The organism is Devosia sp. UYZn731, assembly GCF_040546795.1.
Classification (GTDB): domain Bacteria; phylum Pseudomonadota; class Alphaproteobacteria; order Rhizobiales; family Devosiaceae; genus Devosia.
Window position 1 is genome coordinate 552499 of record NZ_JBEPOL010000002.1, and the last position, 21420, is coordinate 573918.

The following is a 21420-nucleotide window of genomic DNA, read 5'->3' on the forward strand; positions in this document are numbered from 1 at the left end:
CAAGGAACCGACTTATGGACGCCCGTGTAACACCCCTCGACACCGAGCCGACCGCCTTCCCCGTGCGCCTTCGTCCCAGCCAGGCCGAGGCAGAAGCCGCCGTGCGCACGCTGATTGCCTGGGCCGGCGACGACCCGACCCGCGAGGGCCTGCTGGAAACCCCTGCCCGCGTCGCCCGCTCCTATGGCGAACTATTTTCTGGCTACGACCAGGACCCCAAGGAAATCCTCAGCCGCATCTTCAAGGAAGTCGGCGGCTATGACGATATCGTGCTCATGCGCGATATCCCGTTCCATTCCCATTGCGAGCACCACATGGTGCCCTTCGTCGGCAAGGCCCACATCGCCTATCTGCCCCATGATGGCGTCGTCGGGTTGTCCAAGCTCGCGCGGCTCGTGGAGGTGTTCGCCCGCCGCCTGCAAACTCAGGAAAACCTCACCGCGCAGATTATCGACGCGCTGAACGAGCATCTGGGCCCCCGCGGCGTCGCCGTGATGCTCGAGGCCGAGCACATGTGCATGACGATGCGCGGCGTCCGCGCCCATGGTGTCGCAACCATCACCCACCGCTTCACCGGCGTCTTTGCCGAAGACCGCGTCGAGCAGGATCGCTTCTTCGCCATGATCAAGCGCTGAGACCAATCCCGCGTTAGACTCGCCGTGCATGCGCGATCAAATGCGCAGGCCGGCGCCGTGGCATAGAATCGGCGTCTCAAGCGAGTTCTGCCCATGTCCGACGTCGCCAAAATGCTCTGGGTCCTCGAAAGCCGGCTCACCGAGCCGGTATCGCTGGATGATCTGGTGGAAGTCACCGGCCGGTCGAAATCCTACCTGTCGCGCGCCTTTCCCCTGGCCACCGGCTATTCGATCTCCGGGTATATGCGGGCCAGACGGCTCACCGAAGCAGCACGCACACTGGCGGATGGCGCCCCCGATATCCTGTCGGTAGCGCTCGATGCCGGCTACGGCTCGCACGAGGCATTCACCCGCGCTTTCGGCGATCAGTTCGGCATCACGCCGGACGTACTTCGCCGCGGGCGTAATCTGGAAGCCATCCAACTCGTGGAGCCTCAACGCATGGATACCACCGCAACGATCGATATCGCGCCGCCTCGTTTCGTAACCAGCTCGCGTATGCATTTTGCCGGCATCGCCCAGCGTCATCCGATGAATAATCCGGCCGGTATTCCGGCCCAATGGCAACAATTTCAGGCCTATATCGGCAATATCGAGGGGGCCGTCACCGACGCCGCCTATGGAATAGTTGGCGGCATGGAAGGCGGCAATTTCGACTATATCGTCGCCGTCGAGGTGCGCGAAGGCGCCGATGTTCAGCCCGAACTCAAGCGCATCACCATTCCAGCGCTGAACTGGGCGCGTTTCGTCCATCAGGGCGACGTCACGACCATCCGTTCGACCATTGGCGCTGCCTCTGAATGGCTCGCCGATGCCGGACGGGAACTGAGCGATGCCCCATTCGCGTTTCTTGAATACTACGGCCCCGCCTTCGATACGGCCAGCGGCGCCGGCGACATCGAAATCTGGTTCGGGCTCAAGGCCTGATCTGGCGCAATCTCATGGCGCGGTTTAAAACCGCGCCATGCCCCTCACTTTTGCCGATGCCAAAACCCTCAGCCATGCCGAACTCGAAGAAGGCGCCACTCTCGCGCCCGCCTTCGACGCCAACGGCCTCGTCACCGCCGTCACCATGGAGGCAGGCAGCAACGAGTTGCTGATGCTCGCCCACATGAATGCCGAGGCACTCGCGCTGACGCTGGAGACCGGCTTCGCACACTACTGGTCCCGCTCGCGCGGCAAAATCTGGAAAAAGGGCGAAAGCTCGGGCGAACTGCAGCGCGTGATCGAAGTCCGCGTCGATTGCGACCAGGACGCTATCGTCCTGCTGGTCGAACAGACCGGCCGCGGCGCCGCCTGCCACACCGGCCGCAAATCCTGCTTCTACCGCCGCGTGGTGACGAAACACGGGACCGCGTCGCTGGAAGACACCGGCCTGCCAAAACTGTTCGATCCCAAGGACGTATACTAACCCTCTTCACCTCTCCCTCTGGGGGAGAGGTCGACCCTCTCGGGTCGGGTGAGGGGGCCTTCACTGCGCAAGCGGCGGCCTCATTCCCTTCGCTCAAACAACCCCACAAGAAGTATCCCCGCGAAAAACCCGCCCAAATGCGCCTGCCACGCCACCTGCACATTGGCACCGGTGAAAATCGGCAGCAGCGGCACCGCGGCGTTCAGCACCACCCAGATCAGGATGAACATGCGCGCCCGCGTGTCCTTGGCCAGATCGGCGAAACTCGCTAGCCGCCGCCCCACCGGCACGCGCTCCCCTGTCTCGGGATTTTGCATCACCAGCACCGGCTGGAAAATGAATCGCACCGCAGCGCCGGTCAGCCCAGCAATCCCGCCTGAAGCGCCCACGAGATAAGCCCCGCTCCACAACGTTGTGGCCGCGAACAGTGCCGCGCCCGCCGCCGAGGCCACGAAGAACAGAACCAGCGTCGCCACCGTCCCGTAGCGCCGCGCAATCGGCGTCCCGAAAATCGCCAGCCATGCCATATTGATCAGCAGATGGTCCCAGCCGCCATGCATCAGCGCGTGGGTAAACGGCGTCCAGATCAGCGGCAGCGCCAGCGACAGATTCTCCTGCGCCGCCAGGATTCGCAGCGGCAAAAATGCGAACCAGAAAATCAGTTGCCCATACCCATCCTGGTTAAGAACAAAGGTTGACGCCGCCTGAATGGCAACCATGACGCCAATCATCGCGGTGATCACGCCCGGCAGCAGGAAAACCGGCTCGCGCCCGCCCGCCCTGACATTTTCCGAGCCCGGCGCATGTGGTCCTTGTTCACTCATCACTTCGCTCCGACTCGCAGGCGCCGCGCCGCTCTGCCTCTTCTTTTCCACATTGGGACACCTGCGTTAACCTTAAGTATTCTTTAATGGCGCTTTTGCCCCGCCCTTTTGCCAATGTCATCCCATGGCGGAAGCGTTCCCTTTGGGGTCGAGCGCGAGTCCATTTGGGTCATGACGAATGCAAAAGACGAGCACCAAGACGCTCTACGAATATTGGAACGGCATCCGTGGCGCCCGCAGCGCGCCCGACCGCAAGGATATCGACCCGACCCGCATTCGCGAAGCCCTGGCCAATACCTTCATCCTCGAGCTGGATGAAGACGAAAAATTCTCGTTCCGCCTCGCCGGCTCTCACCTCTGCACTGCCTATTCGCGCGAACTCAAGGGCCGCTCCTTCTCCGGCCTTTGGCATGACCGCGACAAGGATGCGCTCGATACCCTGATGCGCGCCGTGACCGAGGATCATGCCGTCGCCCTCGTGACCTTCCAAGGCACCACCGCCATCAATACCAAGGCCAGCTTTGAGACCATCCTGATGCCGCTGCGCCACAATGGCTCTACCCATACCCGCATGCTCGGCGCCATGACCGCCGTGGATGAACCCTACTGGCTCGGTGTGCAGCCGATAATGGAACAGCGCATTACCGGCCTGCGCCTGATCTGGCCCGACGACGTGGCGATGCAGGATGTTGCCAGCGACGTGGCCACCACGGTCAACAGCGACATTGGTTACACGTCCCCCGTCGCCATGCCCGCCGTGGTCTTCGGCCGCACGGCCCGCCGCTATGCCCACCTCGCAGTCATCGATGGTGGCCGTCAGTAAGCAAATTGCTGCCCGGCCGCCGCCAATTTGAACCGCATTTGCGGCGCTTCCTCGCCGGCAGACACAACCATGCGTTAACCAAAACCCGATAGCGTGATCATAGAGTCACAGCTTTTTATCGGTCAGGCGCATGCTCAGCGACGATATTCCATCTCCGCAGTACATCGCCCCGTTGCGGACGCGCGCCGAAAAAGTGCGCTTCCAGCGCGTGAAGGTTTCCGTGCTCGGCCGCTACATGCTGGCCGATCGCCGTGAATTCCCCTGCCAGGTGCTGGAAATGTCGCCCGGCGAAGCCATGGTCATCGCTCCGGTCTCAGGCGTCGTCGGCGAACGGGTCATCGCCTATATCGATCATATTGGCCGCATTGAAGGCACTATCATCGAGCAGGTCGAGGGTGGCTTCCTCATGGAAGTGGCCGCCTCCCCGCGCAAGCGCGACAAGATGGCCGCCCAGCTCACCTGGCTGGCCAATAAGGACGTCCTCAACCTGCCTGAGGATCGTCGCCACGAACGCGTCGTGCCCGACAACCGCCATTCCACCGTCGTGCTCGACGATGGCCGTCGCTACAACTGCAAGATCATCGATATCTCGCTCTCCGGCGCCGCCATCGAACTCGATGTGCGCCCGGCCATGGGCACGCCGGTCACCCTGGGCCGCATGCGCGCCCGCGTGGTCCGCCATTTCCAGAACGGCGTCGCCGTCGAATTCGCCTCCGCCCAGGAAATGCTGACCGTGGTGCAGCAGAACCTGCGCATGAACTAAGACGCCGGTTCCTGCCGGAATCCAAAACTGCAGCCTTCAACCCAAGCGCCTGATCTGCATAGTTAATCCGGCCTGAACCCGTTCGATAAAACTTGAATCAAAACTGCATTGCAGTTTTCGGACCGGCGAAATCCGGCCCCCATAGGTTGGTCTCCATCAGGGAGATCAACAATGTCATTCAATCAAAAGGGACTGCCGGCGGCGTTGATTGGCGCAGTTCTGGCTCTGGCAGCGATCGTCGCGCCGGCCCACGCCTTCGACACCTCCAACGTCGCTTTCATCCAGACACTCGATGTCACAACCTCCATTCCGGTCGGCGCTGCCGAGTTCTGCAAGACCCACCGCGATGAGTGCCGTCCCAATGCCGTCGTCGTCCCTGCCGTCAATCTGGACGAAGCGAGCTGGAGCCAGCTGCTCACCGTCAACGCCACTGTCAACCAGACCGTGGTGCCCGTGACCGATCAGGAGCTTTACAACGTCTCCGAATTCTGGACCTATCCCAACGGCTACGGCGATTGCGAAGACATCGCGCTGGAAAAGCGCCGCGATCTGATCAACGCCGGCTGGCCCGCCAGCACCCTGCTGATGGCCGTGGTTCGCGAGCGCAATGGCGATGGCCATGCCGTGCTGATGGTGCGCACCGATCGCGGCGATCTCGTGCTCGACAACCAGGAAGGCCAAGTGCGCGTCTGGAACGAAACCCCCTACCACTACATCAAGCGCCAGTCCCAGGCCGACGCCGGCAAATGGGTCGACATGATCGACGACCGCCCGGTCATCGTGGCCGCCGCCAACTAATTCCGGACCCCGCCAAAAGCCTATCCCTGATAGGGGTCTGATGAATGAGGCCAGTTTCGTGAAAGCGAGACTGGCCTCATTGTTTTTGGAAAACCATTAGCCTTGACTAATCAATTAGTACTCGCTATTGCTTTTTCATGACCCAAGCCGCCCCCATCAACGCCGTCATGCGCGCCCTTGCCGATCCCACACGGCGGGCCGTGTTCGAGCAGATCGTCAGCGCCAACGAAATAACCGTCGTCGAACTGACGCGCGGTAGCAGCGTGACACAGGGCGCCGTTTCCCAACACCTCAAGGCTCTCAAGCAAGCCGGCCTGGTCGTCGAACGCCCCGAGGGCCGCAACGTCTATTACCGCGCCGAGCCCGAAGGCCTCGCACCCCTCGTCGATTGGATGAGCCATTACGGCGTGTTCTGGCGCGAACGCTTCGCCAATCTGCGCACCCTTCTCAAGGAAATCGATCCATGACCGACGCCGCGTTGAAACCCGCCACACAGGACATCGTTGTCGACGAAGTCTTCCCCCACGCGCCCGAGACCATCTGGAATGCGCTGACCAGTGGCGCGTTGATAGCGCGCTGGCTGATAGCGCCGACAGGGTTCGCGCCCGTTCCGGGCACGCATTTCACCTATCAGACCACGCCGGCCGGTACATGGGACGGGGTCATTCAATGCCAGGTGCTGGAGGTGATCCCCAACGAACGCTTCGTCTACGCCTGGAGGGGCGGCCATGAGAGCAATGCGGGCTACGGCTCGCGGCTCGACACCGTGGTGACGTTCATTCTCTCCAAGGTCGAGAATGGCGCTCGTCTTCGCCTCGTCCATTCCGGCTTCGTCATGCCGGTGAACGACGTCGCGTTCAAGAACATGAGCGAGGGCTGGACGAAAATCCTGCCCCGCCTCATCGCCATCATCGACGAGCAGGCCTGAGGACCAGCAAATGAGCCAGCCCTATACCGGCGGATGCGCCTGCGGCGCGATCCGCTACGAAATCTCGGCCGAGCCGATTGCGATGAACGATTGCCAGTGCAGCGACTGCCAGAGCACCAGCGGCACCGGACACGGATCTTACCTGACCTTCCCCAGCCGGCAGGCGGTGGCCCTTGAGGGCGAAGCGACGCATTGGGACATGATCGGCGACAGCGGTAACGTCAAGACGCGCGGTTTCTGCCCCGCCTGCGGCTCGCCCGTCTATCTGACCTTTTCGGCCATGCCTGACCTTTTCACCATCCACGCCGCCAGTCTGGACGATCCAACCCGATACCAGCCGCAAATGGTGACCTACACCATGCGTGGCCATGTCTGGGACCAACTGGATCCGACCGTACCGAAATTCGAAAAAATGCCGCCGATGTGAAAACCTAGCTGCGAACGGCCACGTAGAGGCCCACGATCAACAGGCCGGTCAAAAAAGCCCAGCCAAAGGCGACCAACGCGGACAGCAGCGCCGAGCCCATATTGACCGATGCCCCACCCTCCTGGCTCCAGCCCATTTGCAACATGATGTAGGGCCCGCAGAAAAAGCTCATCACCAGGTTTCCCATCGAGGCGAAGACGGTCGCCCCGTCATAGCGCAGCATGGCCTGCTGGCGCAGCCGCCACTGGTAGAAGTGCGTCCCTGCCCCCGCCACGCACAATCCCACGGCGATGATGAACGCTGCCAGCAGCAATTCCTTGGTCATGCTCTATTCCCCGCCGCCCGATCGCCGAGATCGGACACCTGTTAACCCTTCATTAATCATATTGCGGGCTCTATGCCCTGTCACCTCTCCTCGGCAGAACTGGTTAATTCTGGTCATGCGCACTCATGCGGCCGCACCGCAGCCCAGCTCGCTCGGCTTCAACCTTGCCGGCATTGCCGTTCTGGTGCTGTTGCTGGCCGTCGGCGCCGCCTACGTGGTCGATATCCTGGGCAAGAACAACCGCACCGCGCCGCCGAACCTTGCGGACAAATCCACCATCGCCATCGCCGTCGCCGGCAAGGAACTGACCATCCCCTCGTCCTGGTTCCGTTACGGCGAGCAATTGCGCGGCGGTTTCGTCAACCAGATCGACCTGCACGTCCTGTTGGGTCAAACCGCCATCCCGGTGGACGTCACGCTGCTTCCACGCAGCCGCGTCCGCCCGAGCGCCACGCTGCTCGACGGCGTCTATCTGCATCAATTTGACGATGCCACCCTCAGCGGCGTCCCGGGCCTCGTCGGCAAGCCATTGCACGATGGCGATGGCTTCACCGGCGAAAGCGTCTGGTACGATGCGCTGTCGGCCAACCCATTCGTGGCCAAATGCCTGGCGCCTGTCCGGGAGACCGAACCGGTGCAATGTCTGCGCACCGTCTTCCTGCCCAGCGGGATCGCGGCGGTCTACGCTTTCGACGCCAGCGCCCTGCAATCCTGGCGCCAGTTCGATTCCGAAATGCAAAAATGGCTGGGTCAGATCGGGGCTTGGTAGTCACCCCGGCTCGTACCCTCGCTTGACGCGAGGGCTCTTGGCGAGACCTGAGCTTCAGATATCTTCCAGGTCGATATCGAGGATCGACATGTTGAAGATGTAGGACTTGTCGCCATCCTCGTCGTCGAGGTGGATCAGGCCGACCGATTCATCGCCGATGAACACTTCCACCGAATCGTTGAGCTTGTGGCGCGGCCGCACGTCGATGTTCTTGTTGTTGAACTTCACCTGCAAAAACTTCTGCAGCTTGAGGATCTCGGGCTGATTCACTGTCACGCGTCCTGTTTGTTGGCTGAGGCCGCAATGTAGGGCCTCAAGCGCTTGGGGCAACCCCCGGGCTGTCCGAATTAGCGGTGGAAGGCGCAGTTTCGAGGTCGTGCACCAGGATCATCTGGTCCATGACCAGTGCCGGTTGCGCGCAGCCCGCTTCACCGATCACCTTGGCCGGAACCCCGGCGACGGTCGTGCGTGGCGGCACTTCCTTGAGCACCACCGAGCCCGCGCCGATGCGCGAGCAATCGCCCACCTTGATATTGCCCAGCACCTTGGCGCCTGCCCCGATTAGCACGCCATTGCCGATCTTGGGATGCCGGTCCTGGTCGGCCTTGCCGGTACCGCCCAGCGTAATGCCCTGCAGCAGCGACACATTATCGCCCACGACTGCGGTCTCGCCGATCACCAGCCCCGTGCCATGATCGAGCATGATGCCCTTGCCGATCCGCACTGCCGGGTTGATATCCACCTGGAACACCTGGCTCGCCCGGCTCTGCAGGTAGAGGGCAAAATCGCGTCGTCCGGCCAGGAACAGCGCATGGGCGAACCGGTGCGTCTGGATCGCCTGATAGCCCTTGAAATACAGCAGCGGCTCGACCGCGCGGTGGCAAGCGGGATCGCGCTCCAGCGTCGCCGCCAGGTCGACCCGCGCATCGGTGCCGATCTTGGGTGTATCGGCAATCACTTCGGCAAAGGTCTGCCGGATGATATCGGCGGACACATCCTCATGATCCAGCCGCGCCGCGATGCGATGCGCCAAAGCCTGCTCGAAGGTTTCGTGATTGAGGACTGCCGAGATCACCAGATTGGCCAGCGACGGCTCCGTGACGATGATCTGCCGCGCTCCTGCCCGCACCGCATCCCAGACCGGATCGATCGACTGGACGCTGCTGGATTTCTTGGCGCTCGCGCTCATGGCACGTCACTCCCACATTCAAGTCCGTCGATATAAGCTATCCCATGCTCCAAAACAAAGCCCCAACGATCCGTTTGGTTCACGTTCATCTCACCGCGGCGAAATTCCTGCTCAAAAACTCCAGCGCCGCCGCCTTGAACTTGGGATCGCCGGTGCCGCGCATGTGATCGCGCTTGGGAATGACGAAGGACTCGCCCTGCGGCAAAAGCTCCGCCAGCGCCTCCGGCGGCCCCGCCATCGTATCGGCCTCGCCCACCGCAACCAGCACCGGCACCGCGATTCGTCGCACGTCGGCACGCGCCATCGGCTCGCGCGATGTCTCCATGCAAGCGGCGAGCGCCTCCCGATCGGCCTTCGTATGGTCCGCGAAAATCCGGAACTGCCGCGCGGTCGGATGACTCAGTTCCGCCAGCGTCGGTGCCCGCAGCCCCGCAATAATGTCATTGCCATCGCTCAGCCCGTTGATCAGGTTGATCCCCATGCCGCCGAATATTGCGCAGGCCACCCGCTCCTCATCCTGAAACGCCGCAAACGCCGCAATCCGCGCACCCATCGAATAACCCAGCAGCGCCGCCCGCTCGATCCCCAGGTGATCCAGCAACCGCACCGCATCCCGGGCCATATCCTGCGGATAATAGCGTTCTGGATCATAAGGCTTGTCCGACGCCCCATGCCCACGATTGTCGATCAGGATCGCCTGGTAACCGGCCCCCGTCAGCGTCTCTACCCATCCCGTGTCGATCCAGTTCACTTTGCCGCTGGAGGCAAAGCCATGAATGCACAGGATAGGTTGCCCCTCGCCGAACACTTCATAGGCCAGGGTCAGGCCATCGGACTGGAATGTTGGCAAGGCAATAACCTCGTTCAGATGCTAAAGCCGGCTTTTAGAACGTCCAACGTCGTCGCGTAACCCCACTCTCGCCCTCATCCGTCGCGCAGCCCTTCCCTATTCTACTCTTCCCGCGGGCTTGACCCGCGGGCCTCTCGCCATCCGGCATGAGTGCATAGCGACCCGCCGATCAAGTCCGCAGGCAGGAGCGTGGGTGGGGCGCAATCAAGCGACCTCCACGATGCTCACCGCCCCAAGCCCTTCCAAATCCCGCCCCACTTGGATATGGTCCGCCCCAAATCACCACCTGCGCAGGTCTGCACCATGGCTCACGGCACAACGCCCCATTTCCACAATACCGAGGGCCTTCGCCAGATCGAGGTGGGCTCAAAGGAATTCCAGTGCGTCGGCGCCCTGCCCCCGTTCGATCACCCCCATATCTACATCGATATGGGCAAGGACAGCGAAGCAGTCTGCCCCTATTGCTCGACCCATTTCGTGTTCAATTCCCGCCTCGCCGCCGGCACCGCCAATCCGCTATCCGCCGTCTTCCAGGCCGACGCCGCCTGACGGGTTTTCGCCATGCCCGGTAAGGGCCGCATCTATTACATCGTGGGCGCCGGAATTTCCGGCCTCACCCTCGCCTTGGCGCTCGCCAAGTTCGGCACCCATGTGGTGGTGCTCGAACGCAGCCTGGTACTGTCCGAATTCGGCGCCGGCCTGCAGATCAGCCCCAATGCCCGCCATGTGCTGAACGACCTCGGCCTCGACGCGGCACTTGCCGCCCATAGCCTTGAGCCCTCCGGCATCGATATCTACCCCTACCGCCGCCCCGCTCCGCTCGTCACCCTGGAACTCGGCGCCACCATCCGCGAAAAGTTCGGCGCGCCCTACGCCGTCATGCACCGCGCCGATCTCGCCGATGCGCTCTACAAGGCCTGCCGCCGCTTCGCCAATATCGACATGCTGTTCGGCGTCCCCGCCTGGAGCGCAGTCCCCAGCGATCGCGGCATCACCCTCACCATCGAGGACGCCAACGGCCAGTCCCGCACTGGCCGCGCCGATGCGCTGATCGGCGCGGATGGCGTTCATTCCACCACCCGCACCACCCTGCTGGATGGTCCCGTCGCTGACTATCGCGGCCGCGCCGCCTGGCGCACGCTGCTGCCCTTCGATGCCATGGCCGGCCAGGTCGCGCTCGATCGGGTTTCGGTATTCTTCGCACCCGCCTACCACATGGTCTGCTACCCGCTGCCCCATCGCCGCCAAGTCAATATCGCGCTCTTTGCCAAAGGCCCGACGTCGCGCTCCGACGACGCAAAGCTGGCGCTGCCCAAATCTCTGCGCCGCAGCCCGCGCCTCGACGTGATTCTGGCCGCGGCCGGCACGTCCTGGACGCCGTGGCCGCTCTACACCGTGCAGACGCCCCACTGGCACCGCGGCAATATCGGCCTCATCGGCGACGCCGCCCACGCCATGGAGCCCTTCCAGGCGCAGGGTGCCGCCATGGGCATCGAAGATGCCGCAGTTCTCGCCCCACTGCTGATCGCCGGCCCCGATGCGCAAGCCGCTTTCGCCAAATTCGACGCCCTGCGCCGCCCCCGCGTCGCGCGCGTCGCCAAGCTATCACACACCAATGGCGCGATTTTCCACATGAAATGGCCGCTCAGCACAGCGCGCAACCTGGTCATCGCGGCACAGGGCGGACGTGCTCACCTCAAGCGGCTCGACTGGCTCTACGGCTATGACGTCGCCACCGCAATGCGCGACAAATTCCCCACTTCGACCTGAATCAATCTCTCGCCTCCGCGTCACAAGCCCTTGATTGTCAGCCGAAATCCGCCCCTCAAAAGCAAGTCGCCCAACGCACAAACTACCCTGCGGCCTTGCTTTGGCAGGTCGGGCTGTGTCAACTGCGCGACAGATTGAAAGGGTAGCGACCACTCTATGCAAGCCGCCACACGCTCACGACTGACCCTCGCCTGTATCCTGATCACCATTCTGCTCGATATGGTCGGCGTCGGCATCATCGTGCCGGTCCTGCCAGAATTGCTGGAACAGTTGACCGGCGGCGGCGTGGCCCAGGCTGCAGTCATCGGCGGCTATCTCGTGTTCGCCTATGCGTTCATGCAGTTCGTGTTTTCCCCGGTCCTCGGCAATCTGTCGGACCGCTATGGCCGCCGGCCCGTGCTGCTGATGTCGCTGGCCGGACTGACCTTCGACTACCTGATGATGAGCATCACGCCTGTCGTCTGGTATCTGTTTATCAGCCGCATCGTTGCCGGCATTGCCGGCGCCGCTGTCGCCACCGCAACCGCCTACATGGCCGATATCACCCCGCCCCATAAGCGCACCCATCGGTTCGGGCTGATCGGTGCCGCCTTCGGGCTCGGCTTCATCATCGGCCCGGTCATCGGCGGCGAATTGGGCGAACTCGGCCCCCGCGCGCCGTTCTTCGCCGCCGCCGGCCTCGCCTTCGCCAATCTGCTGTTCGGCCTCTTCGTGCTGCCCGAAAGCCTGCCCAAGGCCAATCGCCGCAAGTTCGATATTCGCCGCGCCAATCCCTTCGGCGCCGTCATCGCCCTGCGCAAATACCCCATCGTGCTCTGGTTGCTGGGCGTGCTGTTCGCCTTCTCGCTGGCCGCCCAGGCGTTGCCCTCGGTATTCAGCTACTTCACCGTCGAGGTGTTCCATTTCACCTCCTCCAATATCGGCCGCTCGCTCGGCGCCTTCGGCGTCGGCTTCGCCATCTGCCAGGCCTTCCTCGTCGGCCCGTTCGTCAAGCGGCTGGGCGAAACCCCGGTCGTCATCCTCGGGCTGCTGGCCGCCATCGCCGCCTTTGCCGGCGTCGCCTTTACCAGCGAGGTCTATTACCTCTACCTGTTCATTATGATCGGCGCCGTCAGCGGCCTTGCCGCCCCCGCCATCAATGGCGTGCTGTCCCGTCAGGTGCCCGATAACAGCCAGGGCGAGCTACAGGGCGCCGTCAACGCCGCCAATTCGCTAGCCACCATTATCGGCCCCCTCGCCGCGACCCAGATTTTCTCCTACTTCACCTATGCCGAAGAATCGCCCGGCTATTTCCCCGGCGCCCCCTTCGTTGCGGCCGCCGCCTCGGTGGTGCTGGCCCTGGTGATTTTCGTCGTCGCGGCCTTCAAGTTCGATCTGGCGCATCGCCCCAGCATCGCCAACAAGCCAATGCGCCCCGACATGAGCCCGCCCGGCCAGATCGACATCCCCTTTCCCGATGAAAACGGCGACGGCATCCCCGATGACCACAATTCAAATCCGCCCCGCCGCTGAGGCCGATCGCGCCGCTATCCTCGCCATCGTGGCTCCGGTCCTCCGCGCCGGCGAAACCTATGCGATTGCAAACGACCTCACCGACGCGCAGACGCTCGCCTACTGGTTCGCACCCACCCACGAAGTCTTCCTCGCCGAAGGCGAGGGTATGATCCTGGGCACTTATTATCTCATGGCCAACCAGGGTGGCGGCGGCGCGCACGTCGCCAATTGCGGCTACATGACCGCCCCGGCCGCCCAGGGCAAAGGCATTGCCCGCGCCATGTGCGAACATTCGCTAGCGCGCGCTGCCGACCGCGGCTTTCGCGCGATACAGTTCAACCACGTCGTCTCCACCAATGCCCGCGCCGTGGCGCTCTGGCAGAAACTGGGCTTCGACATCGTCGGCACATTGCCCGCCGCGTTTAATCACCCCGTCCACGGGTATGTGGACAGCTATGTGATGTTCAAGACGCTCACCGGCTGATCCAGCCACGAGGCTTGGCATTGAGCTTTGCCGGCAAGGATCGACCACGAGACAGCCCCACCCACAGTCCTTCCCGCGGACTTGATCCGGCCCATCGGCCGATCCATCTCAGCCCAAAGTGACCGCACAAAGAAAAGGCCCCGCCAACGCGGAGCCCTCAAAATCATATCGGCCTGAACCAGCTTATTTGCCCAGCGTACTTGGCCAAGTTCCGTGCAGATCAGCACCACGACCCACGATCTCAAACCCATGCGCGCCGAAAAAGTCACGCTGCCCCTGCGTCAAGTTTGCCGTGCCCTGCGCCTGGCGATAGCTGTCGAAATAGCTCAGTGCCGCCGAGAGGCAGATCATCGGGAATTCGCCGGTCGCAGCGGCTGCAATCACCTTGCGCAGCGACGGATGGCTGTCCTTCATCAACGTCACGAAGTCCGGCACCACCAGCAGGTTGGCATTGCCGCCCTTGGAATAGGCCGCTGCCATCTGGTCGAGGAACCGCGAGCGGATGATGCAGCCAGCGCGCCAGATCTTGGCAATGGTCGCCAGCGGCAGGTTCCAGCCATTCTCTTCGCTGGCCTTGGCGATGACCGCAAAGCCCTGCGCGTAGCTGACAATCTTGCCGGCCAGCAGTGCCTTTTCCAGGTCTGCCAGGGTCACATCGGTCTTGGCGCGGTTCGGCTTGCCATAGATGGCTTCGGCCGCGACACGCTCGTCCTTCCGCGATGAAATCGAGCGCGCTGCTACGGCGCCTTCGATAGCGGTGGCGGGCACGCCCATCTGCTGGGCCGCGATAGCCGACCAGACGCCGGTGCCCTTCTGGCCCGCCTTGTCGAGGATAAGTTCGACCAGCGGCTTGCCGGTGTCCTTGTCGATTGCTTCGAGCACGTAGCCGGTGATTTCGATCAGGTAGGAATTGAGCGGCCCCTTGTTCCATTCCTTGAACACGTCCGACGCCTGCTTCGGCGTCATCCCCAGGCCGTCACGCATCACGCCATAGACTTCGGCGATCATCTGCATGTCGCCATATTCGATGCCGTTGTGGATGGTCTTGACGAAATGGCCCGCGCCGCCCTCGCCGAGATAAGCGCAGCAGCTTTCGCCATTGAACTGCGCCGCGATCGCGGTCAGCACCGGCTCGGCATTGTGCCACTGCTCCTTGGAGCCGCCCACCATGATGGAGGGGCCGTGCCGCGCGCCCTCTTCACCGCCGGAAACGCCGACGCCGAGATAGCCGATGCCCTTGGGCTTGAGATAATCGAAGCGGCGTTGGGTGTCGGTGAAAAGGGAATTGCCGCACTCGATGATCGCGTCGCCCTTTTCCAGGTGCGGCAGCAGGTGTTCGATCATTTCGTCGACCGGTGCGCCGGCTTTGACCATGATGATGATCGAGCGCGGACGCTTCACGGCTTGCACGAAATCGGCCAGGTCCGCCTTGGCGATCACCTTGCCGTCGAGTCCCTGCTCCTTGGCCATAGCGACGAATTCATCGATGCGGCCGGCGCTGCGATTATGCACGGCAACCATGTAGCCCTTTTCGGCGATATTCAGCGCCAGGTTCGAGCCCATGACCGCAAGGCCAATAAGGCCGATATCCGCTGTCGACATCCGTAAGTCCTTCCGAGGTCCCAATGCGTCAAGTCGCCGCATGCAATTGCAGTTCGCGGCGGGCGCACATGACCACAAAGCGCGCCTAGACGGAAGTCGAATAAGCGTAGTTTTTGGGCATAGCTGCCTTCTTGTATGGCAGCTTGTATTGCCGGATCGCTGCGCCATGGCATAGGGTCGCGCCGATTGCCGGAGGACCGCATGGCCAAGCTTTCTCAGTTCGACTTGACGGGCAAGCGCGCTCTCGTCACCGGATCCAGCCGCGGGCTGGGTTACGCCATCGCCGCCGCCCTTGCCGATGCCGGCGCCTCCGTCATCCTGAACGCGCGCGACAATGTCGCTCTGGGCGCCGCCGCCAGCGAACTCGCGGCCACCGGCGCCAGCGTCAAGGCCATTGCCTTCGACGTCACCAGCCGCGACAGCGTCAACGACGCCATAGCCTATTGCGAAGACGAAATCGGCCCCATCGATATCCTGGTCAACAATGCGGGCATGCAGTTCCGCAGCGCGCTGGAGGCCTTCCCCCCCGAAAAATTCGACCAGCTCATCACCACCAATGTCACCTCCGTGTTCAACGTCGGTCAGGCCGTCGCCCGCCACATGATCAGCCGCGGCCATGGCAAGATCATCAACATCTGCTCGCTGATGTCGGAACTCGCCCGCCCCTCCATCGCCCCCTATGCCGCCAGCAAGGCTGCCGTCGCCAATCTGACGCGTGGCATGGCCGTCGATTGGGCCAAGCACGGCCTCAACGTCAACGGCATTGCACCCGGCTACTTCGCCACCGAGCTCAACGAAGCCCTGACCAAGGACGAAAAGTTCAACGCCTGGATCGAAACCCGCACTCCCATGGGCCGCTGGGGTGAGCCGCACGAACTGGGTGGCGCCGCTGTTTTCCTCGCTTCCGATGCCGCCAAATTCGTCAACGGCCACATTTTGTACGTCGATGGCGCGTTCACCGCGACGGTGTAGGAGACCCCGATGCCCCTGATCCCCGCCCGCATCATCATCGTCATGGGCGTCAGCTCATCCGGCAAATCCACTGTCGGCCAGTCGATCGCGCGCCGCCTCCACGTGCCCTTCCTCGACGGCGACGGCTATCACCCGCCCGCCAATGTCGAAAAAATGCGCGCCGGTATCCCCCTGACCGACGAGGACCGCTGGCCCTGGCTGGAACGCCTGGCAATCGCGCTGCACGAGGCCGCCGACAAGAAGGGTGCCGCCGTCGGCGCCTGCTCCGCCCTGCGCCGCAGCTACCGTGAGTACCTGACGAACAAAGCCGGCGAACCGATTCTATTCGTTCATCTCTCCGGCACCCGCGAAGTCATCGCCGAGCGCATGGCCCGCCGCCAGCACGAGTATATGCCCACCAGTTTACTCGACAGCCAGTTTGCCACCCTTGAGCCGCCCGACCCCGCCACGGAGAATGTCCTCGTCCTGCCGGTGACCGACCCGGTCGAGAAGCTCACCGGCGCCATGGTCAAGGCACTCGACCACCTCAAGACCTTCAAGCGCTGGCAGTAAGCGATCGTGAACGGGCCGTTCACGATTGGTTAGGCCGCTCGGCGCTTACTATGGGCATGGCCGGCAATATCCGGCCGCCAATCGAGGATGTGACATGAGCAAGCTCTCTCGCACGATCCCGACCGATGCCCGCTCCGGCCGCCCCACGGCGCCGAACCTGCCGGCCTGGATGATTACCAACCGAATGCATGCCGAAACCGAACGCCTGACTCCCCAGGCGCTTCACCTCGAATTGCCACCAGCGCGCCCTTGGGCCGACGATCCCGTGGATGGGGAATCCGAAGGCATGTTGACCCTCGATCTCTGAGCGGGACGCGCCGCAAACCGGCCAATTGCGCCAGTCGATTGGCTGGTCGGTGTGCCTTCAGGCGCCGGCCAGCGCCGAATTGTAATACCGCTCGTCGCCGGTCACGTCCTTGCCCACCCAATCGGGCAGTTCGACCCTGGCGTCTTCGCTTTCCATCTCGATTTCGGCCAGCACCAGGCCCGCGTGCCGCCCCTCGAACACGTCGACCTCCCAGTCGCGCCCGGCATAAGGCACCGTATACCGGCGCTTCGCGATCACCTGCTGCCCGGCATGCGCCAGCAGTTCGCGCCCATCTTCCAGCGGCACCTCGTATTCATATTCGTCGCGCGAAAACGCCGTCCCACCCGCCTTGATGGTCAGTACCGCGCGCGCATCCTCGAAGATCCTGATCCGCACCGTGACCCCATCCCCGCGCGCCAGATAACCCTGCACAATCGCCTCGCTGCCGCTGGCGGCCCTGCGCCAGGCATCCGAGTTGACCAGAAACTTCCGTTCGATCTCCTTGGCCATCGCTAAGCGTCCTCCAGCGCCCAATAGCGCTGCAGGCGTTCGGTGAGCGCGCCCGGCTTCTCCGCGGCGATCTGCCGGCCCAGCGCAAAAGCCTGCTCCCCAAGGCCGTGCTGCCGTTCGTTGGCCAGTTCCACCACCGAATTCAGCGCCGCCGGTGCGCCAGCGACCCTCCCACTCAGCACTTCAACCAGCACCGCCAGATCGTGGTGTCGGCCCAATAGATCGGCGAGTTCCGCCAAGAGCTTGCTGCGCCCATCCAGCATGTCGGGCGCATGGCGGCGCAACAGCAGCATATGGTGACGATGATATTTCGCCTGCTTGCGCCAGGCATGCAGCGTTTCCGGCGAACCATCTTCCGCCGCATCGCGCATGCTTTGCCGCATACGCCGATACGTGTCCTCAACGCCGCCGGCGATCGCGCCGAACTTCTTGCGCTTCAACCTCCAGTCGCCCACTCGCTCGCGCATGGCCAATACGGCCTCGCAAAACTTTGCCAGCAATGCCTGCTCGTCGACATGCTGGGCCAGCGCCTGACTGCGTTCGGTCAGCATATCGCGCAACTGCTCCCGTCCGTCCGCGTCCGGCTTCTCTGCCATCAGGCTATCGAACGTTGCCACCATCACTGCCGCATCGCGCGCCTGCGATAGCTGCGAAGCCGCGTCGGCGATTGCGGCGTCTTCCAGCTTGAACGCCTTCAACTGCGGCCGCACGATCCGTAGCAGGCCGCGCAAATTCTTGCAGCGCCGCCGCAACTGATGCACCGTCGCATCGAATTCTGCCTGCGGCGCCGACGCCTCGAGCAGCGCCTTGTGGATCTGCTCGATAGCGATCCGGCGCAAGCCTCGCTCAACATTGCCATCGTCCGTCTCGAAGGCAAACGACATCCGGCGTCTCCGTCTCAGAATCAACAAGGGCAAAACCCATGTCCCAGGTGATCGGTTGCAGTCCCCACGCGCCAGAGCAAATTGCCGAAGGCGGGAAGTCGCTTTCACCAACGCTTTCGACAATGAGAAGCTGGAGCATCAGACCATGCGTTGGAATCGGATTACGGCGCACCGCCATCACATCGTTTGTCCGGATGGATAGCGAACACGGCTGCATCTTGATTGGCCCGGACAAACTCCGCAAAGACGGCAACCGACGTTCTGATACACCCGAACGCTTGCTGCCCCAGGACCAATCCACGTTCAAAACCTGCCACTTCGCCGCCGGTCTGCTTTTCTCCTCCTCAAGAGGAAGGATTGAGCGTGACCGTCCTGACGCACTCACCAACCTGACTATTCCAAGGTTATGACAGCCCCATCCCCGGCGACCGCCGTAGCGTCCGGCATCCAGATCAGCTCGCCCTTCAGCTCGCTTCACCACCACGGCGAGCAAGCCAACCGGTGCCCCTCCCACACCGCCCGAGTATCGATCCTCCTAGAACGCGAACGACCGCTGCCCCGTATCGGGCGGCCCGACCTGCACGCCCTCCAACGCCAGCATGCGCAGCTTGGATGCCGCCCCGCCCGGCGCCGAAAACCCGCCCGGCTTGCCGTCGCTGGCCAGCACCCGATGGCAGGGGATGATCAGCGGGATGCGATTCGCGCCCATCGCCTGCCCCACTGCCCTCGACAGACCCACGTCGCCCAATTGCCGTGCCAGCGCGCCATAGGTCGTCGTCTCGCCATAGCCGATCTGAACCAGCAATTCGTAGGCTCGGCGGTGAAACTCCGGCAGCCCCTCCAGATCGAGCGGCACCGAAGCAAAGTCAACCTGCCCACCGCGCGCATACTCTCGCACCATTGCCATCACGCCCTGGATCGCCGCCGGCGGCTCGCCGACTTCCGCGCCATGCCGCAAAAGCCGCGCTTCCACGCTCTCCCCGGACAGTCCCGGCAGATGCGCCCGCGCAACGCCTGCCTCAGTCCAGCCGAGACCGAACATGCCAAGCTCGGTTTCAAAAACACAGATTTGCATTGGTCCGGTCTACCCTCCTTCGTTCGCCCCGGAGAACCCGATATTGACGCGCTGGATGAAGACGCTTTGAGATTCACATCAGGTCTCCTCCCTGAATCCCACTCCTACCGGCCCTCACCATTCATCGCCGACGCAACCTCCTCCGGCGGCGGCTCCTGGCCGAACACGCTCCGCCCACCATAGCCATGAGAGCGCCAGCGCTCCTGCGCGATGAACGACTCCACGGACGGCCCCGTCGCATAAGGCTCCATCAACCGCGATTGGTCGTCCAGCCGCTTCATCGCATCCAGTGCCTCGCTTTGCCCCAGTTTGGCCTTCTGAACCGCTGACTTCAAAATGCCGATGGTCTCGTCATAAACCTTGATCGGCACCGGGAACGGGTGCCGGTCCTTGCCGCCATGGGCGAAAGAAAACCGCGCCGGATCGCTGAACCGGCAGGGCGCGCCATGCACCACCTCGGCCACCATGGCCAGTGCCTCAACAGTCCGCGCGCCGACCCCAGGCACCATCAACAGTTCTGCAAAATCCTTCGGCCCACGATCCGCCGCCGCGGCCAATGCTCCATGCAGCCGCCGCGTGATCACATCTTTGGGCCGCACATCATGATGCGCCGGCATCACCAGATAGGGCAGCGCCATCTGCGTCGGCTCCTCCACCTCGGCTTTCGGGTTCATCTTGCCCAACTCGCGCGCAATCCCATCCGGCCCCAACGACGCCAGCAGATCGAGCTGCCGACCGCGCGACGCCTCCGCCCGCCGATCCGTCAGGTTGACGATATTGCCCTGCCCCGCCCCTTCGATCGCCGCATGCGGCGCGTCGACGAAACTGGTCAGCCCCTCGGAATGCCAGTGATACCGCCGCGCCACCCGGCTATCGCCATTCATGCCTTGCTGCACCACCACCCACTTGCCGTCATCGGTGACGATGAAACTATGCAGATAGAGGTCGAACCCGTCCTGCACCGCCGCGCTGTCGACCTTGGCCACCAGCCGGCTGGCCTGCCCCAGCGCCACGCCATCCAGCCCAACTTTTTCGCCAACCCGCAGCAATTCCACCGGCGTCTGCCGCGAGTGCTTGCCCCGTCCGCCACAGACATGGATGCCCAACTCTCCTGCCAGTGGCGTCAACCCGCGCTTCAGCGCCCCTATCATGCTGGTGGTGATGCCCGAGGAATGCCAGTCCATCCCCATCACCGCGCCAAACGACTGGAACCAGAACGGATGCGCAAGCCGCGCCAGCAATTCGTCGCGGCCATATTCCATCACGATGGCCTGGCAGATGACGCTGCCGAGCCGCGTCATGCGGTCGGCCAGCCATTTCGGCACCAGCCCGCCATGCAGCGGCAGATCGGCGCTTCCCGCCCGTTGTCCCATTTCAGCCTCGGACCAAACTCACGCCTAAAGCCTACGACGCCTTTGATCGCAATGCAAACAAAACAAGAACATTACTTTTTGGCCTTCGCCCGCAGCACCACGGCGCACCAGTCGTGCAGTTCCTCTGCAATCACCACTGCCGGATCGCCGCGCCGCGAAAATGCCCACCAGATTTGTGCACCCTGCCATTGGCTGGCCATCAACCGGCCCAGCCGCATCTGGTCCACCCAGTCCTGCGTCAGCCGCCTGCCCAGCGCCAGCGCCAATACTTCGCCCCATGCCATGCCCCGCGCCCGCAATACCGGATCGCGCATGTCTTCGCGCAGGATCAGCAGCCCCTCTGCATAGTCGCTCTCGCCCGTGCCAGTCGGAAACATGCGCACCAGCATGGCTATCGCGCCCTCGACGCTTACCGGTTCGGCCCGATCCGCCTCCGCCGTCAGCGCATCCAACTGGTCCCAAGCCCGCACCAATGTGGCCCGAAGAAACGCCTCCTTGCTCGGATAACGCTGCACCAAAGTGGCCGGCGACAACCCCACCGCCTTCCCCACCGCCGCGAAGGTCAGTGCCTCCGGCCCACCCCGATGCATCACTGCGAGAGCTGCATCCAGGATCGCCTCATCCGTCACCGTTCGTGGCCGCGCCATGCAAAATC

Annotated in this window: 28 protein-coding genes; 17 read left to right on the forward strand and 11 right to left on the reverse strand. The window is 63.1% G+C overall.

Annotation, left to right across the window (positions count from 1 at the left end):
• Nucleotides 1-14: 14 nt before the first annotated feature.
• The 3 genes from folE to hisI all read left to right on the forward strand — a co-directional run bounded on the left by folE (nt 15) and on the right by hisI (nt 2046).
• Nucleotides 15-635, forward strand: a complete 621-nt coding sequence (folE, locus tag ABIB57_RS07135) for a GTP cyclohydrolase I FolE (protein WP_354039506.1) — start codon at nt 15-17, stop codon at nt 633-635.
• A gap of 93 nt (nt 636-728) precedes the next feature.
• Nucleotides 729-1562, forward strand: coding sequence for a GyrI-like domain-containing protein (locus ABIB57_RS07140; RefSeq protein WP_354039508.1), 834 nt, complete (start codon nt 729-731; stop codon nt 1560-1562).
• A 37-nt stretch (nt 1563-1599) separates the two neighbouring features.
• The gene (gene hisI / locus ABIB57_RS07145; RefSeq protein WP_354039510.1) at nt 1600-2046 is read left to right on the forward strand and encodes a phosphoribosyl-AMP cyclohydrolase; all 447 of its coding nucleotides are present in this window, start codon (nt 1600-1602) and stop codon (nt 2044-2046) included.
• Nucleotides 2047-2126: 80 nt separating this feature from the next.
• On the opposite strand, the gene ABIB57_RS07150 is transcribed toward hisI, so the two are convergent.
• Complete coding sequence (locus ABIB57_RS07150; RefSeq protein ID WP_354039512.1) at nt 2127-2870, reverse strand: rhomboid family intramembrane serine protease; 744 nt, start codon at nt 2868-2870, stop codon at nt 2127-2129.
• Between the two features lie 178 nt (nt 2871-3048).
• On the opposite strand from ABIB57_RS07150, the gene ABIB57_RS07155 reads away from it, so the two are divergent.
• The 6 genes from ABIB57_RS07155 to ABIB57_RS07180 all read left to right on the forward strand — a co-directional run bounded on the left by ABIB57_RS07155 (nt 3049) and on the right by ABIB57_RS07180 (nt 6609).
• Entirely contained in the window at nt 3049-3693 is a 645-nt protein-coding gene (locus ABIB57_RS07155) for a PAS domain-containing protein (RefSeq protein ID WP_354039513.1), read from the forward strand.
• 130 nt (nt 3694-3823) lie between these two features.
• A complete protein-coding gene (locus ABIB57_RS07160) occupies nt 3824-4456 on the forward strand; it encodes a PilZ domain-containing protein (RefSeq protein ID WP_354039515.1) in 633 nt (210 codons plus the stop codon).
• Nucleotides 4457-4627: 171 nt separating this feature from the next.
• Nucleotides 4628-5254: a transglutaminase-like cysteine peptidase gene (locus tag ABIB57_RS07165; RefSeq protein WP_354039516.1), complete on the forward strand. Its 627-nt coding sequence runs from the start codon at nt 4628-4630 to the stop codon at nt 5252-5254.
• Between the two features lie 137 nt (nt 5255-5391).
• On the forward strand, nt 5392-5721 hold the full coding sequence (locus tag ABIB57_RS07170; protein WP_354039517.1) for an ArsR/SmtB family transcription factor: 330 nt from the start codon (nt 5392-5394) through the stop codon (nt 5719-5721).
• The gene (locus ABIB57_RS07175) at nt 5718-6182 is read left to right on the forward strand and encodes an SRPBCC family protein (protein WP_354039519.1); all 465 of its coding nucleotides are present in this window, start codon (nt 5718-5720) and stop codon (nt 6180-6182) included. The genes ABIB57_RS07170 and ABIB57_RS07175 overlap by 4 nt, the downstream gene beginning before the upstream one ends.
• Before the next feature lie 10 nt (nt 6183-6192).
• Complete coding sequence (locus ABIB57_RS07180; protein WP_354039520.1) at nt 6193-6609, forward strand: GFA family protein; 417 nt, start codon at nt 6193-6195, stop codon at nt 6607-6609.
• A 4-nt stretch (nt 6610-6613) separates the two neighbouring features.
• Here ABIB57_RS07180 and ABIB57_RS07185 read toward each other — a convergent pair whose 3' ends face one another.
• Nucleotides 6614-6934: a DUF6949 family protein gene (locus ABIB57_RS07185; protein ID WP_354039522.1), complete on the reverse strand. Its 321-nt coding sequence runs from the start codon at nt 6932-6934 to the stop codon at nt 6614-6616.
• A gap of 115 nt (nt 6935-7049) precedes the next feature.
• Here ABIB57_RS07185 and ABIB57_RS07190 point away from each other — a divergent pair, with 115 nt between their 5' ends.
• Nucleotides 7050-7703 carry a hypothetical protein gene (locus ABIB57_RS07190; protein ID WP_354039523.1) on the forward strand — a complete coding sequence of 218 codons (654 nt, stop codon included), beginning with the start codon at nt 7050-7052 and terminating at the stop codon, nt 7701-7703.
• Nucleotides 7704-7757: 54 nt separating this feature from the next.
• Here the strand turns inward: ABIB57_RS07190 and ABIB57_RS07195 are convergent, their stop codons facing one another.
• The 3 genes from ABIB57_RS07195 to ABIB57_RS07205 form a co-directional block, all read right to left on the reverse strand.
• The gene (locus ABIB57_RS07195) at nt 7758-7973 is read right to left on the reverse strand and encodes a DUF3126 family protein (protein ID WP_354039524.1); all 216 of its coding nucleotides are present in this window, start codon (nt 7971-7973) and stop codon (nt 7758-7760) included.
• A 43-nt stretch (nt 7974-8016) separates the two neighbouring features.
• Nucleotides 8017-8892 (reverse strand): serine O-acetyltransferase, encoded by an 876-nt coding sequence (gene cysE, locus ABIB57_RS07200; protein WP_354039526.1) that lies wholly within the window; start codon nt 8890-8892, stop codon nt 8017-8019.
• Between the two features lie 85 nt (nt 8893-8977).
• Complete coding sequence (locus ABIB57_RS07205) at nt 8978-9742, reverse strand: alpha/beta fold hydrolase (protein WP_354039527.1); 765 nt, start codon at nt 9740-9742, stop codon at nt 8978-8980.
• 303 nt (nt 9743-10045) lie between these two features.
• On the opposite strand from ABIB57_RS07205, the gene ABIB57_RS07210 reads away from it, so the two are divergent.
• The 4 genes from ABIB57_RS07210 (at nt 10046) to ABIB57_RS07225 (ending at nt 13490) form a co-directional block, all read left to right on the forward strand.
• Nucleotides 10046-10291: a zinc-finger domain-containing protein gene (locus tag ABIB57_RS07210; protein ID WP_354039529.1), complete on the forward strand. Its 246-nt coding sequence runs from the start codon at nt 10046-10048 to the stop codon at nt 10289-10291.
• Nucleotides 10292-10303: 12 nt separating this feature from the next.
• Nucleotides 10304-11512: an FAD-dependent monooxygenase gene (locus ABIB57_RS07215; RefSeq protein ID WP_354039531.1), complete on the forward strand. Its 1209-nt coding sequence runs from the start codon at nt 10304-10306 to the stop codon at nt 11510-11512.
• A gap of 156 nt (nt 11513-11668) precedes the next feature.
• Entirely contained in the window at nt 11669-13024 is a 1356-nt protein-coding gene (locus tag ABIB57_RS07220; RefSeq protein ID WP_354039533.1) for a TCR/Tet family MFS transporter, read from the forward strand.
• Nucleotides 13002-13490: a GNAT family N-acetyltransferase gene (locus ABIB57_RS07225; RefSeq protein ID WP_354039707.1), complete on the forward strand. Its 489-nt coding sequence runs from the start codon at nt 13002-13004 to the stop codon at nt 13488-13490. The genes ABIB57_RS07220 and ABIB57_RS07225 overlap by 23 nt, the downstream gene beginning before the upstream one ends.
• Before the next feature lie 183 nt (nt 13491-13673).
• On the opposite strand, the gene gnd is transcribed toward ABIB57_RS07225, so the two are convergent.
• On the reverse strand, nt 13674-15092 hold the full coding sequence (gene gnd, locus ABIB57_RS07230; RefSeq protein WP_354039534.1) for an NADP-dependent phosphogluconate dehydrogenase: 1419 nt from the start codon (nt 15090-15092) through the stop codon (nt 13674-13676).
• 201 nt (nt 15093-15293) lie between these two features.
• On the opposite strand from gnd, the gene ABIB57_RS07235 reads away from it, so the two are divergent.
• The 3 genes from ABIB57_RS07235 to ABIB57_RS07245 all read left to right on the forward strand — a co-directional run bounded on the left by ABIB57_RS07235 (nt 15294) and on the right by ABIB57_RS07245 (nt 16923).
• Nucleotides 15294-16064 (forward strand): glucose 1-dehydrogenase, encoded by a 771-nt coding sequence (locus tag ABIB57_RS07235; protein ID WP_354039536.1) that lies wholly within the window; start codon nt 15294-15296, stop codon nt 16062-16064.
• A 9-nt stretch (nt 16065-16073) separates the two neighbouring features.
• On the forward strand, nt 16074-16616 hold the full coding sequence (locus ABIB57_RS07240) for a gluconokinase (RefSeq protein ID WP_354039538.1): 543 nt from the start codon (nt 16074-16076) through the stop codon (nt 16614-16616).
• Nucleotides 16617-16710: 94 nt separating this feature from the next.
• Nucleotides 16711-16923, forward strand: a complete 213-nt coding sequence (locus tag ABIB57_RS07245) for a hypothetical protein (protein ID WP_354039540.1) — start codon at nt 16711-16713, stop codon at nt 16921-16923.
• 57 nt (nt 16924-16980) lie between these two features.
• Here ABIB57_RS07245 and ABIB57_RS07250 read toward each other — a convergent pair whose 3' ends face one another.
• From ABIB57_RS07250 to ABIB57_RS07270, 5 genes are all read right to left on the reverse strand, one after another.
• Entirely contained in the window at nt 16981-17433 is a 453-nt protein-coding gene (locus ABIB57_RS07250; protein WP_354039542.1) for a CYTH domain-containing protein, read from the reverse strand.
• A gap of 2 nt (nt 17434-17435) precedes the next feature.
• The gene (locus ABIB57_RS07255) at nt 17436-18317 is read right to left on the reverse strand and encodes a CHAD domain-containing protein (RefSeq protein WP_354039543.1); all 882 of its coding nucleotides are present in this window, start codon (nt 18315-18317) and stop codon (nt 17436-17438) included.
• 535 nt (nt 18318-18852) lie between these two features.
• On the reverse strand, nt 18853-19392 hold the full coding sequence (locus ABIB57_RS07260; RefSeq protein ID WP_354039545.1) for a methylated-DNA--[protein]-cysteine S-methyltransferase: 540 nt from the start codon (nt 19390-19392) through the stop codon (nt 18853-18855).
• Between the two features lie 104 nt (nt 19393-19496).
• The gene (locus ABIB57_RS07265) at nt 19497-20765 is read right to left on the reverse strand and encodes a DUF763 domain-containing protein (protein ID WP_354039546.1); all 1269 of its coding nucleotides are present in this window, start codon (nt 20763-20765) and stop codon (nt 19497-19499) included.
• A gap of 71 nt (nt 20766-20836) precedes the next feature.
• On the reverse strand, nt 20837-21412 hold the full coding sequence (locus ABIB57_RS07270; RefSeq protein WP_354039548.1) for a TetR/AcrR family transcriptional regulator: 576 nt from the start codon (nt 21410-21412) through the stop codon (nt 20837-20839).
• Between the last annotated feature and the right edge of the window lie 8 nt (nt 21413-21420).

What these genes read in the sequence shown, in the direction of transcription:
- ABIB57_RS07245 (WP_354039540.1), top strand. Translation starts at nt 16,711, where the DNA reads ATGAGCAAGCTCTCTCGCACGATCCCGACCGATGCCCGCTCCGGCCGC.
- ABIB57_RS07190 (WP_354039523.1), top strand. Translation starts at nt 7,050, where the DNA reads ATGCGCACTCATGCGGCCGCACCGCAGCCCAGCTCGCTCGGCTTCAAC.
- ABIB57_RS07265 (WP_354039546.1), bottom strand. Translation starts at nt 20,765, where the DNA reads ATGGGACAACGGGCGGGAAGCGCCGATCTGCCGCTGCATGGCGGGCTG.
- ABIB57_RS07150 (WP_354039512.1), bottom strand. Translation starts at nt 2,870, where the DNA reads ATGAGTGAACAAGGACCACATGCGCCGGGCTCGGAAAATGTCAGGGCG.
- ABIB57_RS07255 (WP_354039543.1), bottom strand. Translation starts at nt 18,317, where the DNA reads ATGTCGTTTGCCTTCGAGACGGACGATGGCAATGTTGAGCGAGGCTTG.
- ABIB57_RS07240 (WP_354039538.1), top strand. Translation starts at nt 16,074, where the DNA reads ATGCCCCTGATCCCCGCCCGCATCATCATCGTCATGGGCGTCAGCTCA.
- ABIB57_RS07185 (WP_354039522.1), bottom strand. Translation starts at nt 6,934, where the DNA reads ATGACCAAGGAATTGCTGCTGGCAGCGTTCATCATCGCCGTGGGATTG.
- ABIB57_RS07155 (WP_354039513.1), top strand. Translation starts at nt 3,049, where the DNA reads ATGCAAAAGACGAGCACCAAGACGCTCTACGAATATTGGAACGGCATC.
- ABIB57_RS07270 (WP_354039548.1), bottom strand. Translation starts at nt 21,412, where the DNA reads ATGGCGCGGCCACGAACGGTGACGGATGAGGCGATCCTGGATGCAGCT.
- ABIB57_RS07165 (WP_354039516.1), top strand. Translation starts at nt 4,628, where the DNA reads ATGTCATTCAATCAAAAGGGACTGCCGGCGGCGTTGATTGGCGCAGTT.
- ABIB57_RS07220 (WP_354039533.1), top strand. Translation starts at nt 11,669, where the DNA reads ATGCAAGCCGCCACACGCTCACGACTGACCCTCGCCTGTATCCTGATC.
- ABIB57_RS07215 (WP_354039531.1), top strand. Translation starts at nt 10,304, where the DNA reads ATGCCCGGTAAGGGCCGCATCTATTACATCGTGGGCGCCGGAATTTCC.
- cysE (WP_354039526.1), bottom strand. Translation starts at nt 8,892, where the DNA reads ATGAGCGCGAGCGCCAAGAAATCCAGCAGCGTCCAGTCGATCGATCCG.
- ABIB57_RS07140 (WP_354039508.1), top strand. Translation starts at nt 729, where the DNA reads ATGTCCGACGTCGCCAAAATGCTCTGGGTCCTCGAAAGCCGGCTCACC.
- ABIB57_RS07180 (WP_354039520.1), top strand. Translation starts at nt 6,193, where the DNA reads ATGAGCCAGCCCTATACCGGCGGATGCGCCTGCGGCGCGATCCGCTAC.
- ABIB57_RS07175 (WP_354039519.1), top strand. Translation starts at nt 5,718, where the DNA reads ATGACCGACGCCGCGTTGAAACCCGCCACACAGGACATCGTTGTCGAC.
- gnd (WP_354039534.1), bottom strand. Translation starts at nt 15,092, where the DNA reads ATGTCGACAGCGGATATCGGCCTTATTGGCCTTGCGGTCATGGGCTCG.
- ABIB57_RS07210 (WP_354039529.1), top strand. Translation starts at nt 10,046, where the DNA reads ATGGCTCACGGCACAACGCCCCATTTCCACAATACCGAGGGCCTTCGC.
- ABIB57_RS07170 (WP_354039517.1), top strand. Translation starts at nt 5,392, where the DNA reads ATGACCCAAGCCGCCCCCATCAACGCCGTCATGCGCGCCCTTGCCGAT.
- ABIB57_RS07235 (WP_354039536.1), top strand. Translation starts at nt 15,294, where the DNA reads ATGGCCAAGCTTTCTCAGTTCGACTTGACGGGCAAGCGCGCTCTCGTC.
- folE (WP_354039506.1), top strand. Translation starts at nt 15, where the DNA reads ATGGACGCCCGTGTAACACCCCTCGACACCGAGCCGACCGCCTTCCCC.
- ABIB57_RS07260 (WP_354039545.1), bottom strand. Translation starts at nt 19,392, where the DNA reads ATGCAAATCTGTGTTTTTGAAACCGAGCTTGGCATGTTCGGTCTCGGC.
- ABIB57_RS07160 (WP_354039515.1), top strand. Translation starts at nt 3,824, where the DNA reads ATGCTCAGCGACGATATTCCATCTCCGCAGTACATCGCCCCGTTGCGG.
- hisI (WP_354039510.1), top strand. Translation starts at nt 1,600, where the DNA reads ATGCCCCTCACTTTTGCCGATGCCAAAACCCTCAGCCATGCCGAACTC.
- ABIB57_RS07250 (WP_354039542.1), bottom strand. Translation starts at nt 17,433, where the DNA reads ATGGCCAAGGAGATCGAACGGAAGTTTCTGGTCAACTCGGATGCCTGG.